Source organism: Echinicola strongylocentroti (assembly GCF_003260975.1).
Lineage (GTDB): Bacteria > Bacteroidota > Bacteroidia > Cytophagales > Cyclobacteriaceae > Echinicola > Echinicola strongylocentroti.
The window spans coordinates 1,497,044-1,513,493 of the sequence record NZ_CP030041.1; the positions used below are offsets into that span (position 1 = coordinate 1,497,044).

Genomic DNA, 16,450 nt, shown 5'->3' on the forward strand with positions numbered 1-16,450 from the left:
GATTACCTTCCGCTTTTTCACAGCATCTTTTAGACACCCCATAAAAAGGGACTAATTACCGCTTGCTTGGTTTTAAAAGATTGATTAAGGTATCTTGGGTACGTTGCATTTTTTTAACTTGGCCATCCTCCCTCCTACAAAATCTACCGTTCCTCTTTTGATTCCACCAGATACCAAGCCATGGATTGCCAAACAATTTTTCCAGCATATCAAAATTCCCCCTACTGGACTTTAAAGAACACTGGCAAGTCCAATAACACGAAACTCCTCGATCAGTGCATTCCACTTTAGAGAATGTCTTACCCTTCTGGTTAAATCACGACATCTTTACTTCATTTATGCCCTGTTTCATTTGATATTCTAAAAGTAGAACATTTTATTTTAAATACAAAAAATTGTTTTTAAAAAATTATTTTATGTATTTCGGATCACTAGCATTCACCGATTGCCTCATCTACCTACCTCACTTTCCATACGCCCAAGAGCCCCTGACGAGACTGATTTGGTAGGTACTTTTTTTGGAGCTATACTATTGTAGATCATGAGAAGTTTTAAGCCGGAATCTATGCCGTTTAGTCAAGGAATTCTGGATGATGTCAGCACTCATCTTGGACTTTAGCTTTACACTGAGCTTACTTATAGTAAAGTGATTGAAGGACTCATAGCACCTCCCTTATGCCCACCCATAAATTAACTGCATTAAACCTGAAATAGGCATTAGCCAATCTATTACGGTCTATAACGATTCCTAATGCATAAGCAGGGTTAAAACTAGGCCTAATTTAGATAATGAGCATCCATGGATGATTTCCCCTGTTTTTTTACACGCTCAATGAAAATGCTTGATATTACAGGGATATATTACCATTTTTGGGTTTTTAAAATTGTAATAACAATGGATTCTGATAGCAGTTGGTACGTAATGTACACAGCTCCAAGGGCTGAAAAGAAAGTAGCAAAACGATTGGAGGAGAAAGGTGTTGAAAACTACCTTCCCATGATCGAAGAAGTCCGGCAGTGGAGCGACCGGAAGAAAAAGGTAAAACGCCCTCTTTTTAATGGATATCTTTTTGTACGATCAGAAAGAAACCGACTTTGGGAAGCGCTACAAGTTCAAGGAGCTGTTAAATTTGTCAATTTCTCTGGAGACCATGCCACCGTAAGAGAGTCGGAAATAGCCGCCATAAGGAGAATTGTAGAAACCGGCGTAGCCGTAGAAGTCGAAACTACCGACATCGAGGAAGGCCAGCAGGTAAAAATCATAGGTGGACCTTTACAGGGCTTCGAAGGAGAATGCATTCAAAAAGGTAATCAAGATTTTTTCATCATTAGAGTGCCTAGCATTCACCAAACCGTATTGGTCAACATCCCCATAAAATTCCTGGAAATAGTTGCTTAACCCCGGATTCTAAGACATTCAGGAAGCAACGTAAACTAGCTAATTTATTAGACACATACATAGGTCACCGTAGGGCGATATGTATCTAATCAGTCTGTCAGTACCTTCACTGTTTTTGGTGGATCAATAGGGAGCCACTAAGGCACCGGTTGTTCCGACAGCTGTGCTGCGGAACCAGGTAAATTTGAGTTTTTAACTCAATACCACGTACAACTGTCACGTTTTGGAGCTTGATTTATGTGTAACAACATAGTCACATAGGTCACCGTAGGGGGGTATGTATCTAATCAGTCTGTCAGTACCTTCACTGTTTTTGAGGATCAATAGCAAGCCACTAAGGCACCAAGACACTAAGTGTTTTGGAAAGTAATAGGCCAAGTACACGACAAATCACTATCCACCGCCTCTTTGTGACTTCCCGACTTTGTGGCCAAAAAAGTAAGCCACCAAGGCAACGGTTGTTCCGACAGCTGTGCTGCGGAACCAAATAAATTTGAGTTTTTAACTCAATACCACGTACAACTGTTATGTTTTGGAGCTTGATTTATGTGTAACAACATAGTCACATAGGTCACCGTAGGGGGATGTGCATCTAGTCATCCTGTCGGTACCTTCACTGTTTTTGGTGAATCAATAGGGAGCCACTAAGGCACCAAGACACTAAGTGTTTTGGAAAGTAATAGGCCAAGTACACGACAAATCACTATCCACCGCCTCTTTGTGACTTCCCGACTTTGTGGCCAAAAAAGTAAGCCACCAAGGCAACGGTTGTTCCGACAGCTGTGCTGCGGAACCAGGTAAATTTGAGTTTTTAACTCAATACCACGTACAACTGTTATGTTTTGGAGCTTGATTTATGTGTAACAACATAGTCACATAGGTCACCGTAGGGGGATGTGCATCTAGTCATCCTATCGGTACCTTCACTGTTTTTGGTGGATCAATAGCAAGCCACTAAGGCACCAAGACGCTAAGTATTTTGGAAAGTAATAGGCCAAGTACACGACAAATCACTATTCACCACCCCTTTGTGACTTCGCGACTTTGTGGCCAATTAAAAAAAAAATCAGCGAAAATCTGCTGAATCTGCGTTATCTGCGTGCCATTCAAAACAACCAGGTTATTTTTGAAGTGGGATGTTAGATGGAAATATGCATTAGCCTATCTACGCCATAGCATACAGGTATGGCGACCCGATCCGCCCTAAACGGACAAAATCGGTCATGTCAAAATGACTATCGATCGAAATAATAGACGGATTTCCGCTCAAACAATTTCCGGAAACGGTTTCCTGTCAGTGCGCTGAACCCTCCAATTACCATTCCTAAAAAGGCAGTGACCAACATCATTAACTCAGCACTGCCCATTCCCATGATTTCTGCCATTTGTCCCGGCAAGGCAGATGCGGTATGTACCGTTATCCAATAGGACATTCCCAACCAAGTAAGTCCCACTCCCAATGCTGCTGCAAAAAACACCTTTGCTCCTTTTCCACCAATGACTGCTCCCAGTACCGCCCAAACTAACATCATCATCCAGTAAGTAAGCCATGGCCCACATAAAAGAGTCACTATGATATATACTGCTAACCAAAGTATGAATTTCATATCAGTCTGTCGGTGTTAAAGTAGTGGTAAAAAGGGCATCGGCCGTGCTGGACTCAGCTCTGAAACTAAAATCAACGTATTCTCCTTCCGCCCAAGTTTCGATAAAATTATCGTAAAACTTACTTCCGGGGTTTCCTGATTGGCCGCCAGGATAAATCCCAAATGCCTTCACATCATTCCCTAATTCTACCAGCATCCTCCAGCTGGCCCCATGTCGCTCACTAGTGGCATTGATAATGCTCCTTCCTCCTCCTGTAAATATCCCTGCTCTACTGAATGATTTGAAGTTAGGCACCAAATGCTGTATCGTAGTGTTTTTATAGGCTGACCATGAGATGTTTTCCCCTTTCTCTTCTTTAAGGGCTTCCCAAGCTATCGCTGTTTCCTCAAAACTCTTCACTAAATGATCCACAGCATCCTCTTTTATCTCCGGAGTGCTGGCAAGGTCAAAAACACTATCCTGAGGGCTTTTCTTCATTATGGAAGTGGTGGTAAAATCATCCGGGTACACCACTGCCCCTCCTTCACTACCGAGCCATTTCCACACACTGTCCTTAAAGTGTCCCCACCAAATATCAAAGATCACTGGGCCTTTGGCATCAGGATCAGCATAAAAATCCCATTTACGCAAAATTCCCAACAATGCTTCGTTATGCTCACCTAAGATCATTGTCGTATCCTGTGTCAAATAATTGATCATCGGGGGCAATGCCTCCGCAGCATGGAGGTCATAATCGTCAAACTGCAAGGCTTTCATGTCTTCCAATGTGATGTTCTCCATTTCGCGCAGACGATCATTGATCCTCCTATTTCTATAATCTTCAAAACTATTATCAAAAATGTAATAGGGATAAGACTCCCCTACTGAGTATTGATTGGCTGAGCTGACAAACCCTCTATCAGGGTTCAGTGTAGCAGGGTTTTGGTCGAAGGGTATATAGTCACCCCATTCGAACAGGGGATTGTTTCCATCCATAAGGTATTTGCCCTGTTCTGGCCATTTTAAGGGGAACTTCCCTTGAACCTTCATGGCAATGTCCCCGTTTTTTGAAGCAAACACAAAATTCTGAGCTGGCGCTGTAAAGTGGTCCAGCGCCGAAAGGTAGTCGGCATGGTTCTTTGCCCTGTTCAGCCCTAAGAAAGTTCCTTGTTCGTTAGAGCCTTCATGGGCAGTCCATTTTAAGGCAAAATTCAACTTCTGACTGTTTGGATGAAAACTTTTGTCATAGACTACTGGCCCATAATGGGTATAGATTACCGTGTCCTGATGAGGGACATCGCCTTTGATTTGGATAGTCTCTACCCGGATGGAACTTTGTATCCATTGGTCATTATAAAGGTACTCCAACCGATTGTCGTCTTTAAACTCAATTGCGTACCAGTCCCTTACATCCCTTGTGGCATTGGTCACACCCCAAGCGATGTTCTCGTTAAATCCACTGATGACACCCAGTGCTCCAGGGAGTGATGCTCCTTTCACTGTAAAATCAGGCGTGCTAAGCTGTATGGCATACCAAAGACTCGGTAAATTAAGTCCCAAATGGGGGTCATTGGCCAAAATAGGACGGCCACTCTTGGTCTTACTTCCAGAAACTGCCCAGTTATTCGATCCCACTCCCGGCTCAGGTGAAGGGATAGGCTCGATGAGCAGGGACAGATCAGGATAGTCGATACTATCTGGCCGTACCACGTCAAGCGGTTCAAAATCCCATTGATGATCTGCTTCTATTACTGGATCGCCACTTGCTGGTCTATCAGGAAACAATCGATTGACCATCGTTTCTCCCAATTGCTTCCGTAAATTAGTGAATTCGATATCCTTGTCTCCCACCAACATATCAGCCATGTACTTCAACAGTAACACCGTCTTATAATTCGTCCAGTGCTCTGGCCTGTAATCCAGTATCTTGTACTCCACAGGTGTCTTGCTCATGTCCAATTGATCAATGTACTGATTGACCCCTTTGGTGTAAGCCGTTATTAAATCCAACGTGGCGGAATTATTTTCTTCGAGAAACTGGAGCCCCATTTCGGCCCCATATCCCAAGCCCTTTCGTCGTTGCATCCTATCAAAATCAAGCGCTGCACTTCCTATTATTTCAGAAATTCTTCCTGCAGCTGCCCTGGTCTGGAATTCCATTTGCCATAACCTGTGCTTGGCAGTGACATAGCCTTGGGCCATCATAAGGTCTGCCTCATTTTGGGCATAAATATGGGGAATAAGGTGGTTATCATAGATCACTTTGACGGGAGCACTGAGTCCGGTCACGCTTAATTCTTCTTCAGCCAGCTCATCTTCACTGTAAGCATTCTGCCAAAACCCATGGTAGGGATCCATCAAATAGCCCAAAGAAGGTATTTGGCCAAAATTCACGGACAACGCTACAGCCAAAACCAGCGAAATGATAAAAACAATTAAAAAACCAAAGTATTTCATAAAATAAGCTACTAAGAAGTAATATCGGGCAATAACTCCCGAATTTAAGCCTTAAAAATGTATTTCCAATTGAAAAAACCGCTTATCTTTTACCTTCCCGGAGTTTTTGAAAGAGAAGTCGTCAAACAGTACTGTTTTTGGACGCTACTATAAAAAGACAAAAGGCTCCATAATCTGAAGCCTTTTGATAAACCGAGGATTAATACACGAGGAAATCCATCATTGGATAGCAATCGGCAAGCGCAGCTTCTCCCACCGAATAACTATCCCCGGCTCTTCCACGGTGATTTTCAACTGTTCTTGATTTTCCTCTAACCACTCTGGGGTTACCTCCACTCGTAACACATCATTTTCTTCCTTATACTGGTAATGTCCGTGCTCCAAGTTCCAATCGGAGTTAAAGATCACCGTCCAGTCACCTTCTTTCACGGGAATGGTAAAGAGGGAATATTTCCCTGCGGACAATGACTTGCCTTCTACAGACACATCTTCTGAGATATCGATATAAGTCGCCTCATTTGCTCCCGTGCGCCACACTTCGCCATACGACTCCAAGTTACCCCATATTTCCCGGCCTTTCACGGATGGAGCGCCGTATTGGACCATAAGTGTTTTTCCTCCCACTTTCCCTTGGGAAGTTTCGAGTGGACTGGCCCTTTCTTCTTCTTTCATTTCCATGGCCTGTGCCTCTTCCTCTTGGGTTGCTTCCTTTTCGTTTTTACCACTGCCTCCGCAACTAGACAGCCCTGCCAACAACAAAAAACAACCAAATAAAAATAAAGTGTCAAACTTTCTCATAGGAATTCAATAATTGATTCAAGACGAATTTATGCATTTTTTCTACTTCGGCTTATATTTTCCTGAAATAATTCGAGGAGCTTAAGCTTCTCGCCAACGCTATTCACACGCCCATATCCTCCATTCCTTTAGCTCTCAGGTAGTTTTTTTTTAAAATTCCCTAAACAACCTAACCACCCAAAAGTCCATTAACCAAATCCGGCCTATCATCTCCCTCATTCCCCCAGCTAATCGCTGATCTTTACATAAAATCATTTACTATCGTCCGACTAAATTTCACATAGACTGAAAAAGTAGGTTTAACCCGGAATATGCATTAGCCTATCTGTTGCGACCTGAAACTGCTTCAAAATCAGCCGTTTCACTTTAGTTTTCGGCATTACCGTAGCGGTGCTACGCTAATGCCTCCAAACTAACTGATTTTCTTGCAATTTCAGCTCTCACTACGATTCCCAACGCATAATCCGGGTTTAAAAGATAAGAGGAGAGGTTTTTTCGATTTCCTAAAACTGGCCCGTACGCTGAAGAGGTGATTAAAAAGTCCCCTTTAGGGGATTTAGGGGTAAATTTTAACTAAATTCCTTCAAAAGCAAAGTCTTTACTCGGACGCCACTAAAAATCATTTGTAAAAAAGTTGGCGATTTTTTTCCCTAGTCCCAAAAACTGCTTGATATTCCTTTCATCTTACACTATTTTCGCTTTCCCTTATAAGACGCTTTATGATGAGGTATCTGGTATCCTTGGTATTTTTGGTTTCCGTCCTGCTATTTTTTGGTGTTAATATTTCACCAAAACAGCTCGCCTATGCAGGATTGGTCCCAGTACTCATCCCCCTATTTTTGCTCCTTAATTTTGCATTGCTCATTATCTTACTTCTTCTAAAACGAAAACTTTTTGTCCTACCTATCGCAGCCATTCTTATCGGCTGGAGGTTTATCGGAGTCACCGTACAGTGGAACAATACATCTAGTGAAGATGGGCTATCCATCATGAGCTATAATGCCCATGTATTCAACTATGAAAAATACAAAGCCAGGGACCCTAAAGTCACCCCCAATATCTACAATTGGATAAGGGAGCAAGACACAGACATCATTGGCCTGCAGGAATTTTATCAGGACTTCACTACACCGGCGAGGAATGCCATCAAGCTTATCGGCAGGGATGGTGAATACCACTATGCCACCCAGTCAGTAGAAGAACGCAAAGGGAAACGTTTTTTTGGCTTGGCCATTTTTTCTAAATTCCCCATAATCAATGAGGGCAAACTATTTGACAATCGAAAGACCAATGGGGCGATGTTTGTGGATCTGAAAGTCCATGAAGACACCATCAGAGTATACAACGTCCATTTGGAATCAATGAGTATTCCGGCCGAGCAGCTGGACAATATTGATGGCATCAAAGAGAACTACCAGAAGACCTGGAGAAGGCTAAACCGAGGTATTGTCAATCGGGCCAGCCAAGTAGATTTCTTAGCTGAGCACGTCAAAAACAGCCCATACCCGGCTATTCTAATGGGGGATTTTAATGATGTCCCCTACAGCTACACCTATTTCACCATCCGGTCCATCCTTGAAAACGCCTTTGAAACGGCTGGCAGAGGATTTGGTTTTTCATTTAACAGGGTATTGTTTTTCCTTAGGATAGACAACATCTTCTACGATGAGGCCCTGACCCCGCTACGTTTCAATACTCTTCGGGAGGTAGATTATTCGGATCATTACCCTATCAAAGCGGTCTTTGACCTTTCCCCGCTGATAGGTCCCACTGACAAATGACCCATTCACCCTAAAAAACTACCCGCTTATTAAAACCGTTAATCCTTTTTAATGAATAATAAATAGGTAAGCATCTTACATAACACACTATCAATCCCGGACATTCTTCTTCATTTTCGTACCAACCTTTGATAAACGGTCTAGGTGTTTTTTAGTTTTTATTTTACTTTTGAGAAAATTTATAACTATGAGATTATTACGTTCAACCGCCTTATTGGCCTTCAGTATATGCTGTACAGTTGGCCTGCAAGCCCAGACTACCCGCTGGCAACAGGCCGTCAACTACGAAATGGACGTCGAAATGGACGTCGAAAGCAACCAGTACGAAGGCCATCAACACCTAAAGTACACCAACAATTCACCGGACACACTGTATCGTGTTTTTTACCACCTGTATTATAATGCCTTCCAGCCCAACTCCATGATGGATGTAAGGTCAAGGACCATTGCAGACGCTGATCGTCGCGTACAGGACCGCATCTCCCAACTCTCTCCAGAAGAGATCGGCTACCTAAAGGTAAACAGCCTGAAAATGGACGGCAAAAAACTGGACTACGAGCATGTAGGCACTATCCTTGAAGTCACTCTTGACCAGCCGATCCTGCCCAATAGTACCGTGGAGTTTTCCATGGATTTTGAAGGACAGGTCCCACTCCAGATTAGAAGAGCTGGCCGTGACAACAAAGAAGGCGTGCGCTATTCGATGTCCCAGTGGTACCCAAAAATGGCCAACTACGACGATCAGGGCTGGCATGCCAACCCGTATATCGGGAGGGAGTTTTACGGCATCTGGGGAGATTTTGATGTGAAGATCACCATCGACAAGTCGTACATCTTGGGCGGTACAGGCTACCTACAAAACCCAGAAGAAATAGGATATGGCTACGAAGAAGAAGGCCAAAAAGTAAAAAGACCAAGAGGCAAAAAACTCACGTGGCACTTCAAGGCTCCGCAAGTCCATGATTTCATGTGGGCAGCTGACCCGAAATATACCCATGACAAAATCAAGATGGACAATGGCATCACCATCCATCACCTCTATATCAAAAACAGCAAGACTGCTGGCAACTGGGAAAAGCTCAAGGAGTATTCTCCTAAATCCATGGCTTTTTTGAGCGAACACTTTGGCCAGTATCCTTATAAGCAGTATTCCATCATCCAAGGTGGAGATGGCGGCATGGAATACCCTATGTCAACGCTGATCACTGGCGAACGTTCTCTTCCAAGCTTAGTCGGTGTTACTGTACACGAAATGGCCCACAGCTGGTTTCAGGGAGTCTTAGCCACCAACGAAGCCCTTTACCCTTGGATGGACGAAGGCTTCACCTCCTACGCCACCAACCTGACCATGGCCAATATCTTCTCCGAAGAACCTTCCGACTTCCCACAAAGAGGCTCTTATGTGGGTTATGAGCGACTGGCAAAATCCGGAAAAGAAGAACCGATGACCACCCATTCGGACCATTACCATACCAACTATGCCTACGGGTCAGCGGCTTATTCCAAAGGGGCAGTTTTCGTAGCCCAGCTCGGTTATATCATCGGGGAAGAAAACAGGAACCAAGCCATGCTGAACTACTTCAACGACTGGAAGTTCAAGCACCCCAAGACCAACGATATCATTCGTGAAATGGAAAAGCAAAGCGGCCTCGAGCTGGATTGGTACAAGGAGTACTGGGTAAACAGTACCAAATCGATTGATTATGCCGTAAAATCCGTAGAAGCGGTAGACGATGGCACCAATATCACTTTGCAACGTGACGGACTGATGCCGATGCCTATTGACCTAGTAATCACCTATCAAGATGGCAGCCAAGAAATGGTCTATCTACCACTGGTCATCCAACGAGGAAACAAACCCGAAGAAGCAGGAATGCCAAAACGTATCCTGACACAACGGTGGCCTTGGACGAACATCACCAAGGAAATTACCATCGAAAAACCTTTCTCCAGTATCAAAAAAGTGGAAATCGATCCCAGTCTTAGAATGGCCGATATCGACAGGGAAAACAATGTATTCCCTGCCGAAACCACTGAAGAATAAATGACCTTATCCTAGCGGATTACCAAAGGCAAGCAACACTGCTTGCCTTTTTTCATTTCCCCGGATGAAGGCACCCAATGTCCCATTTTTCGTAATTGGCCTTTTACAGGATCAACCCAGGTTTCTAGGCAGTTTTGGTAAGCACCTTTCTGTTTATTCTAGAATCAATACCATTTATGTTACTGTCTACATGGTTTCACCGATTCTTTTTGATTTACAGTGGCCAGCTATTTTTCGTGTTAAATCCCTAGGTTGTTCCCCATCCCTTTACCTTTGTTGCTTTTTTCCTACAGGTTAAAAAAACAACAAAAACCTGCCTACCATTAACGTCCCTACCTCTATGCCACGGTGCAAAAGTGTACATCCGTTGGGATTATCTCGGTAGCTATCGGGAAAACCCTTCCTTCATAAAAGCAAATTCCTCTTGTCTAGCCCAGGGCAAATGAATTTAAAAAATATTCCTATTTGCATTTATATCTGCCGTTCCTATGGAACTTACCCTTATTTATGTAACCTTTTTTGGTGCAGGTTGTTACCTGCACCTTCTATATGCCCCTCCGCCAAAGACGGAATAGACAAGATGCTCAGTTGCTAACGCACAAAATTCTTTAACCTCATCCAAGCCAACCGCCATACATGAGCAAACAGGTGCGACGGCTTGTTCGATTAAAATCAACTAATCATTCTTTCAGCCTATTCCGCCATTCGGCAAGATAGGCTACTGCAATTCCCAATGCACAAATCGGGGCAAAGTGCCGGCAGCACGATGAATTCTGTAACTTGCGGATGAATCCGCAGGAGGTTAAGCTCTCCCCAGCCTTCAGAAGGAGTGACAGCGGCACGGACTGATAGAAGTGCCTTCAGGAAAATTATTTCCTTTCAAAACACTAAACGCGTTTGCCCTGTTTCCTAGCCCCTTTTTAATTCCTTAACGCCCCATACCTGCAAGACGGATCAAATTAACAAGGCTTCTATCCCTAAGGGAATTTCTTCGGGACAATTAACCTCTGTATTACTAATAGTCCCCCTTAACTAAGCAGAATTGAATCAGAGCCAAAGTGTTTTTTTCGTCGGTACAGCTTAAGAATTTTTGAAGAGTTAAACTATTATTAATCTTAATTTTCCATTGTTCAACATCTTGATTGGTAGTTTTACGGTCAATGATGAATTTTAATTTCCTACGGTATGTCAATTGAGGATGCTGATTTACAGACCGAATTGCGGTTAGGTGATAGCAAAGCTTTCAATAAGATCTACAGTCTTTATTGGCAAAAACTCTATTCCCATGCGTATAAAAGGGTAGGATCACCTGAGCTGACAGAGGATATGGTGCAGGAAGTTTTTTTTCAGTTTTGGTTAAAAAGGAAGAGTTTGACGATTACTAAATCCATCGAGTCTTATCTAATAGGCATGCTAAAAAACAATATTTTGATGTATTTTAGAGAGATTTATACAACAAACCAAAATCATAAAGAGATTTTTTTTCACAGCCCCGATCAAGACACCGAAACAGAGCGTAGAATAGAGTACAGTGATTTGCTTAATCATGTAGATGAATTGATAGAACGACTTCCAGAACAGTCCAAACATGTATTTAAGCTAAGCCGCAAAGAATTTTTAAGTAACAAGGAGATTGCTGATAGATTGGAAATTTCCATTAAGACTGTTGAATACCACATCCATTATTCCTTGACTTATTTACGGAACAATTGTCCAGATTATATCTTGGCCATACCTTTTTCGACCTTTATCTTTTATTGAGCCGTACTGTTCAGTGGTTGTTCCCTTTACTTTTTATCCTGCCTTGTATTATGTTACCGTTAATTCTTGAACCAAACAATTAATGTATAGATGATTTATCTCTCCTAGGGTTATAGGGTCTATATGCAACTATATTAATGACCGAACAATATTATGGAAGCGAGACGATTGAAATATCTTCTGGACAATATCAAAAAACTGGATTTTGATGAACAAGAAGAGCTAAATAATTGGTACCAATCATTCGACAAAAAACCGGATGATACTCATTTAATGGCATTGAGAAAAAACCCAATACCAACACAGGATAGGATATATAAAAAAATCCTAACGGAGATCAAGGGCAGGGCAAAAGCCAGAAAAATGTGGTCCTACGGGATAGCGGCTTCCGTTGCATGTATTCTTTCTATCGGAGTATTCTTACTTATAAACAAACAATATAACAAACCTCAAATAAACGAGGTGGCCGCTGGTATGGGCGAACAAAAGTATCTCAAACTGGAAGATGGCACAGAGATATGGTTAAATGCCCAAAGTAAAATAATGTTTCCAATAGCTTTTTCGGATACTGAACGAGAAGTATCACTATCAGGAGAAGCTTACTTCAAGGTAGAAAAAGATAGCACCAAGCCTTTTAGAGTGGTCACTGATAACCTCACTACAAGTGTTCTAGGGACAGAATTCAATGTAAATGCCTATAAAAACCAAGACTTTGTGTCAGTTGCTTTGGTAGAAGGTTCTGTACGGTTGAGGGCTGGAGATATGGTCTCTCTCCTGGGACCGGGACAGAAAGGGTCCTTAAAAAAGGAAACGTCATCATTTAATATTGAGCAGTTTGACGTCACTGATGAAATGGGTTGGATGAGAGGGGAATTAATATTCAATGGAGTATCGCTTGGGGAAATCGCAAAGAGGTTAAAGAGGTCATTCGGTATAGAGATCGAGTTTGCTAAAAAAGGATATGCCACATACGAGTTTACTGGAAAATTCAAGGATGAAGAGTTATCAATTATTTTGACTGCTATAGCCAGGGCCCATGAACTGAAATTTCGGACTGTAGGAGACCAAAAAATTGAATTTTATAAATGATGTTAAAATTAAATTATTTGTTAATCCAAAGATCAAATGTTAGAAAAACACCTATTGCCCATCATAGGAGCTAGATTTATATTCCTTAGATTATGGCTTTTCGTTTTTGTGTTTTGTGCTTTTGCACTCCGGGCCTGGACGAAACCTAGTAGTTCAGGAGAGTCTCTAAAAAATATATCCATTTCGCTCCAGGACAGCCAATACAGCATCCAAAGTTTTTTCCGAGAGGTAGAAGCGAAGACGCCGTTTAAGTTCGCCTATGCCAATAAAAAATTAGATTTGGATGAGACCTTTTCAATCCAGCCAGGTAAGCATGACTTGAAATCCGTTCTTGAAATGCTTTCCTATAAGAAGAAGTTGCAATTTGAACGAATCGACAAAAACATCATCGTCAGAAAGCAAAAGGAAAGACTGTTTAAACAGGATGTTCCTGTCCAGATACTTAAAAAGGTCAGTGGTTTGGTTTTGGACGAAACGGGAACCCCTTTACCTGGAGCGACTATTCTGGCCAAAGGGTCCAATAAAGGTACTGTCACAGATATGGATGGGGAGTTTTTCTTAGAGGTCTCCGAGAATATCCAATCCATTTTGGTTTCTTTTATAGGTTACGAAACCAAGGAGGTAAGCATTATTGGACAAACCGTGCTAGAGATCAGGTTAAGCCCCTCTGAAAGCTCGTTGAATGAAGTCATCGTCACGGCACTGGGAATTCGCAGAAATGAACATGAGGTGGGGTATGCAGAGCAAACAGTCGATTCCGAGCTTCTATCTACAGCTATGGCGCCCAATTGGTCAAATGGCCTTCAGGGAAAGGTAGCGGGGCTGAATATTATCTCTGGCGGGACTGGGCCAATCAATTCCCAAAGTATACAGTTAAGGGGAGTTACCTCCTTGGCTCCAGGAGGAAATAATGCGCTTATCGTAGTTGATGGCGTGCCGATGAATCAACATGCTACTTCTTTTGGGGACGGTGTAGATGCCGGATACGGAACAGAGGCTCCCGTAGATTACGGCAATTCCATCTCCGAACTCAATCAAGACGATATCGAAAGTGTCACTGTTTTGAAAGGTCCCGCAGCGGCTGCCCTATATGGGTCCAGAGCTGGTAATGGAGCATTGATCATTACTACCAAATCAGGTAAAAAAGGGCAGCGGTTGGGAGTTTCGGTAAGCTCCACTGCGATTTTTGACATGCCTACCAACTGGCCCAATTACCAATACCAATATGGAGCAGGTAATTACGCCGTTAGAAATGAAGAGGGAGAACAGTTCTATTCCTATGGAAATTCAGCAGATGGCGTTTCTACAAATGTCCCCCAGGCTTGGGGGGCTAAATTTGAAGGACAAAACTATTACCAATATGACCCTTTGACCCAGGGACAGGGAGCTGAACGAACCCCTTGGAGGCCTTACGAAAACAACATGAAGGACTTTTATAATACTGGCACCACTTTTATCAATTCAGTAGCATTGGAAGGCGGGAATGAAAAAGGAGCAATGAGGTTAAATTTGACCCATGCTGACAATAACTATATAGTGCCCAACACCGGTTATGATAAAAACAGTATTTCACTCAATACAAATTACCAAGTTTCCGAACGTATCAAGGTGTCCACTGTAATGAATTTCAATCAAAGAAAGTCTGATAATCTCCCAGGGTTTGGCCTGAGCAATGGCTCTTTGGGGTACTTCATGATGTTTTTGATGCCCAATGTGGATATCAATTGGTACAAGCCTATTTGGGAAAATGGTCAGGAAAACCTTCAGCAACTTAACCCATTTTCCCAATGGTCCAGTAATCCTTATTTCCTTTCTTATGTGGACCTCAACAAATTGAAAAGTAATCAAATCGTGGGAAATGTCAGTGCCGACATCAAACTGACAGACCACTTAAGTCTTATGGGAAGGCTCTCTCTCAACTCACTTTCCCAACTGAGGGAAAGTGAAAGGGGGTACTCTAGTAAAAAGCATCCCAGGGGATACTATGGAAGACAGGATATATCCAATCAGGAGATCAATGCAGATTTCTTATTGACGTATAAAAATTCCATTTCGGAAAATATTGATTATGAAATGAGGGCCGGCGGTAACATGATGTCTATGGTCAATAGAAACGTGATGTCTTCTGTGGACGCCTTGATCACTCCTAGCTTATACAACCTGTCCAATGGTGTGAACCTTCCATTAGTGGAAACCAGAGACGCCATGAAGGACATCAACAGTCTGTATGGAATGGCAACCATTTCATGGAGAGAGAATATAATAGTTGATGTCACTGGGAGAAATGATTGGTCCAGTACGCTTCCAGCAGAAAACAACTCCTATTTCTATCCATCGGTCAGTTCCAGTTTTTTGGTTTCTAATATGATACAACTGCCTGAAGAGATCAGCTTTCTAAAATACCGAATTTCTTATGCCCAGGTCGGGTCGGACGCTAATCCGTACCAAACTTCCAAGTATTATTCCCAGAGTAGTTTCCCAAGTTCTGCGATCGTTCCCGGGGCGCTGTTCAATACAAATTTGAAACCAGAAATCACTTCGGGCTTCGAGACTGGCTTCGTTTATAAGATGTTTGAAAATAGGGTGGGAATTGATTTTACCTACTATGCATCCCAAACAAAAAACCAAATACTGACCCTTCCATCAGACATTGCAGCAGGTTATAGCAGTCGGGTAATCAATGCGGGGGAGGTTAGAAACCGTGGGGTAGAGGTGATCCTCAAAGGTACGCCTATTTTTAACAAGCATTTTAAATGGGACCTTACAGGTAACTGGTCAATGAACCGGAACAAAATCCTTACTCTAACGGATAATCTGGAGCGTCAAACTCTCGCTAGGGTATGGCAGGGATATATGATCGCTACTGTAGGCGGAACAACCTCCGATATCTATGGAACCAAATTCATAAGGGATCCAGATGGTAATATTGTATACAACAATGGGGTTCCTACAAGAACCAGTACCCAAGAATATATTGGTAACGCAGCTCCAGATTGGAGGTATGGATTAACCAACACCTTCACCTATAAAGGCTTTAGGGCTAGCCTGACAATGGATGGCCAAATGGGTGGATTGATTTATTCTGGAACTTACAATCGTGCATCTTGGGCAGGCACTACGACCAACACTATTCCTGGTCGGGATGAAGGATTTATCGTAGGGGAAGGAGTTGTCCAAAATGAAGACGGTAGCTATTCTCCTAATACGGAACAGGCTGACCCGCAAGCTTATTATGTCCAAAGGCACCAAACTACTGAACCGGGAGTATTCGATGCAACATTTCTGAAAATCAGAGAGTTATCCTTCAATTATTCCTTTCCTAATAAATTAACACAATCGCTGGGAATATATAATTTATCGGTAGGGGTCTATGGAAGAAACTTAGCGGTATTTGATAAGTTCCCCATGTGGGATCCTGAGGCAGGAACCATGAATGCAAATGGATTCGTGCCTGGCATGGAAGTGACACCTATGCCATTTACAGCCTCTTATGGAGGTAATATTAAACTTAAGTTCTAACCTATATTCTATTCC

At 42.6% G+C, this 16,450-nt stretch carries 9 protein-coding genes; 6 read left to right on the top strand and 3 right to left on the bottom strand.

Going from position 1 to position 16,450, the window contains the following annotated elements; translation table 11 throughout:
- Window positions 1-895 precede the first annotated feature (895 nt).
- Window positions 896-1,399: a UpxY family transcription antiterminator gene (locus DN752_RS05690; protein ID WP_112786440.1), complete on the top strand. Its 504-nt coding sequence runs from the start codon at window positions 896-898 to the stop codon at window positions 1,397-1,399.
- Between the two features lie 1,235 nt (window positions 1,400-2,634).
- Here the strand turns inward: DN752_RS05690 and DN752_RS05695 are convergent.
- The 3 genes from DN752_RS05695 to DN752_RS05705 form a co-directional block, all read right to left on the bottom strand.
- Complete coding sequence (locus DN752_RS05695) at window positions 2,635-3,006, bottom strand: hypothetical protein (protein ID WP_112783051.1); 372 nt, start codon at window positions 3,004-3,006, stop codon at window positions 2,635-2,637.
- 1 nt (window position 3,007) lies between these two features.
- Window positions 3,008-5,443, bottom strand: coding sequence for a penicillin acylase family protein (locus tag DN752_RS05700; RefSeq protein WP_112783052.1), 2,436 nt, complete (start codon window positions 5,441-5,443; stop codon window positions 3,008-3,010).
- Between the two features lie 219 nt (window positions 5,444-5,662).
- The gene (locus tag DN752_RS05705) at window positions 5,663-6,241 is read right to left on the bottom strand and encodes a DUF2911 domain-containing protein (protein WP_112783053.1); all 579 of its coding nucleotides are present in this window, start codon (window positions 6,239-6,241) and stop codon (window positions 5,663-5,665) included.
- A 719-nt stretch (window positions 6,242-6,960) separates the two neighbouring features.
- Between DN752_RS05705 and DN752_RS05710 the strand changes: the two genes are divergently transcribed.
- From DN752_RS05710 to DN752_RS05730, 5 genes are all read left to right on the top strand, one after another.
- Window positions 6,961-8,022: an endonuclease/exonuclease/phosphatase family protein gene (locus DN752_RS05710; RefSeq protein ID WP_317048523.1), complete on the top strand. Its 1,062-nt coding sequence runs from the start codon at window positions 6,961-6,963 to the stop codon at window positions 8,020-8,022.
- Window positions 8,023-8,209: 187 nt separating this feature from the next.
- The gene (locus DN752_RS05715; RefSeq protein ID WP_112783055.1) at window positions 8,210-10,066 is read left to right on the top strand and encodes a M1 family metallopeptidase; all 1,857 of its coding nucleotides are present in this window, start codon (window positions 8,210-8,212) and stop codon (window positions 10,064-10,066) included.
- A gap of 1,185 nt (window positions 10,067-11,251) precedes the next feature.
- Window positions 11,252-11,827, top strand: coding sequence for an RNA polymerase sigma-70 factor (locus tag DN752_RS05720; protein WP_112783056.1), 576 nt, complete (start codon window positions 11,252-11,254; stop codon window positions 11,825-11,827).
- Between the two features lie 153 nt (window positions 11,828-11,980).
- On the top strand, window positions 11,981-12,916 hold the full coding sequence (locus tag DN752_RS05725; protein ID WP_112783057.1) for a FecR family protein: 936 nt from the start codon (window positions 11,981-11,983) through the stop codon (window positions 12,914-12,916).
- 36 nt (window positions 12,917-12,952) lie between these two features.
- Window positions 12,953-16,435: a SusC/RagA family TonB-linked outer membrane protein gene (locus DN752_RS05730; RefSeq protein WP_112783058.1), complete on the top strand. Its 3,483-nt coding sequence runs from the start codon at window positions 12,953-12,955 to the stop codon at window positions 16,433-16,435.
- The last annotated feature ends 15 nt before the right edge of the window (window positions 16,436-16,450 follow it).